4 protein-coding genes and 1 pseudogene are annotated in these 2,107 nt (G+C 59.7%); 3 read left to right on the forward strand and 2 right to left on the reverse strand.

Going from position 1 to position 2,107, the window contains the following annotated elements; translation table 11 throughout:
- On the reverse strand, positions 1–132 hold a 132-nt coding region (locus tag HX846_RS25540; RefSeq protein WP_178966334.1), incomplete at its 3' end, for a LysR family transcriptional regulator.
- Between the two features lie 117 nt (positions 133–249).
- On the opposite strand from HX846_RS25540, the gene HX846_RS25545 reads away from it, so the two are divergent.
- From HX846_RS25545 to HX846_RS25555, 3 genes are all read left to right on the forward strand, one after another.
- Positions 250–543, forward strand: coding sequence for a putative quinol monooxygenase (locus HX846_RS25545; protein ID WP_003211158.1), 294 nt, complete (start codon positions 250–252; stop codon positions 541–543).
- Positions 544–571: 28 nt separating this feature from the next.
- A complete protein-coding gene (locus HX846_RS25550) occupies positions 572–1,585 on the forward strand; it encodes a zinc-binding alcohol dehydrogenase family protein (protein ID WP_003211156.1) in 1,014 nt (337 codons plus the stop codon).
- Positions 1,586–1,730: 145 nt separating this feature from the next.
- Positions 1,731–1,910, forward strand: a complete 180-nt coding sequence (locus HX846_RS25555; protein WP_003211153.1) for a hypothetical protein — start codon at positions 1,731–1,733, stop codon at positions 1,908–1,910.
- Positions 1,911–1,916: 6 nt separating this feature from the next.
- Here HX846_RS25555 and HX846_RS25560 read toward each other — a convergent pair.
- Positions 1,917–2,107 (reverse strand): annotated as a pseudogene (locus tag HX846_RS25560) (Bcr/CflA family drug resistance efflux transporter); the annotation flags it as partial.

Raw genomic sequence — 2,107 nt, forward strand, 5'->3', positions numbered from 1 at the left:
CAACTGCTGCTCGATGCGCTTCAACGCCGCGCTGGCCACCGCCGCCGACATGTCCATCACCCGTGCTGCCGCCGAAAGGCTGCCCAGGTCTGCCGCACGCACAAACAACTGCAAGTCATCAAAACGCAGCACGCCGACCGCCCATTATCAAAAAAGCATTGAAAGAGACTGCTCTTTTAGCGGGTTTTATCTTCCAGAGAAATAGCCAATCATCTGTCCATCCCGTTCATCACGTGTCTGGAGTCGAATATGTCTGCTGCCTTTAACGTCATCGCCACGCTGATCGCCAAACCCGGCCAACAGGCCACCCTGGAAACCCTGCTGCGCGAGCTGCTGGAACCGACCCGCATCGAAGCCGGCTGCCAGCAGTACGACCTGCACCAAGACCTGCAACACCCCGAGACCTTCTACATGCTCGAACGCTGGAGTGACGACGCCGCGCTGGCCGACCACGACCAGAGCGCGCATATCCAGAATTTCCGCACCAAGGCTGCCGACGTGCTTGAGCATTTCGAACTCAAGCGCCTGAAGTTTATTGCCTGATCAACCGCCCCCTTTTTTGGAAACCATCATGAAAGCCATCGCCTACTACGCCGCACTGCCGATCAACGATCCAAAATCCCTGCAAGACATCGAACTGCCCGAACCGGTCGCCGGCCCCCGCGACCTGCTGGTGGAAGTCAAAGCCATCTCGGTGAACCCGGTGGACACCAAGGTGCGCCAGAACGTCGCCCCGGAAAACGGCGCGGCCAAAGTGCTGGGCTGGGACGTGGCCGGTGTGGTCAAGGCCGTGGGCAGCGAAGTCAGCCTGTTCAAGGTCGGCGACAAGGTGTTCTACGCCGGCTCCCTGGTACGCCCCGGCGGCAACAGCGAACTGCACACTGTCGATGAGCGCATCGTCGGCCATATGCCGAAAACCCTGGGTTTTGCCGACGCTGCTGCACTGCCGCTGACCGCCATCACCGCCTGGGAATTGCTCTTCGAACGCCTGCAAGTGCGTGAAGGCAAGGCCGATGAAGGCCAGAGCCTGCTGATTGTCGGTGCTTCGGGTGGTGTGGGATCGATCCTGACCCAACTGGCGAAACAGCTCACCGGCCTGAAAGTCATCGGCACCGCCTCCCGTCCTGAAACCCAGGCATGGGCCAAGGACTTGGGCGCCGACCTGGTGATCGACCACAGCAAACCGTTGAGCGAAGAGCTGAAAAACGCCGGCCATCCGCAGGTGAACTACGTCGCCAGCCTGACCCAGACCGACCAGCACCTGGACCAACTGGTGGAAGCGCTGATTCCCCAGGGCAAACTGGCGCTGATCGACGATCCCAAGGCATTGGACGTCAGCAAGCTCAAGCGCAAGAGCCTGTCGCTGCATTGGGAGTTCATGTACACCCGTTCGATGTTCGAGACCAGCGACATGATCGAGCAGCACAACCTGCTCAATCGCGTCGCCGAACTGATCGACGCCGGTACTCTGAAAACCACCGTGGGCGAGCACTTTGGCGTGATCAACGCGGCCAACCTGCGCCGCGCCCACGAACTGCTGGAAAGCGGCAAGGCCAAGGGCAAGATCGTGCTGGAAGGGTTCTAACGAAAGGTTCTGTCAGTGTCGTCTGTTATTCATGTGAGTAATGGACGACACCGCTAGTCAGAGACTTGATCCTTGTCATATTTGTGAGCGTATTCGGGTTTATATTGGCCGCCTTTGCCACGCAATTTACGTGAGGAAGTCAGCAATGAAGATCCTGATAAAAGCGCTAGCAAGATCCGAAGGCAACAAATGGCAGGTCCGTCTCGACCAGAACGCCTTTACCTTCCGCAGTGAGGCCGAGGCCCGCGCGTTTGCCGACACCCTGCAAACCCGTATCCAGGCGCCTCACCGATTCCCCGAAAGCCAGCAGCGTTCTGCTGGCTGATCCTGATCAGTCCGCCGCTTGCAGTGCCCGTTGGCGCTGCAGGCGCCGGGTCAGCATCGCGAACGTTACGGCCAATACGCCACACAAGCTGATGACCATTGCCATCGGCATCGCCGTGCCGTCGTGCAGCACGCCGACCAACGACGCTGCGCCTGCGGCCACACCAAACTGAATGCAGCCGAGCAACGCCGACGCGC

Source organism: Pseudomonas sp. K5002, from assembly GCF_013386655.1.
In the GTDB taxonomy this organism is placed as follows: Bacteria; Pseudomonadota; Gammaproteobacteria; order Pseudomonadales; family Pseudomonadaceae; genus Aquipseudomonas.

Excerpts from the sequence above, each read along its gene's own strand:
- HX846_RS25555 (WP_003211153.1), top strand. The coding sequence starts at position 1,731 with ATGAAGATCCTGATAAAAGCGCTAGCAAGATCCGAAGGCAACAAATGG.
- HX846_RS25545 (WP_003211158.1), top strand. The coding sequence starts at position 250 with ATGTCTGCTGCCTTTAACGTCATCGCCACGCTGATCGCCAAACCCGGC.
- HX846_RS25550 (WP_003211156.1), top strand. The coding sequence starts at position 572 with ATGAAAGCCATCGCCTACTACGCCGCACTGCCGATCAACGATCCAAAA.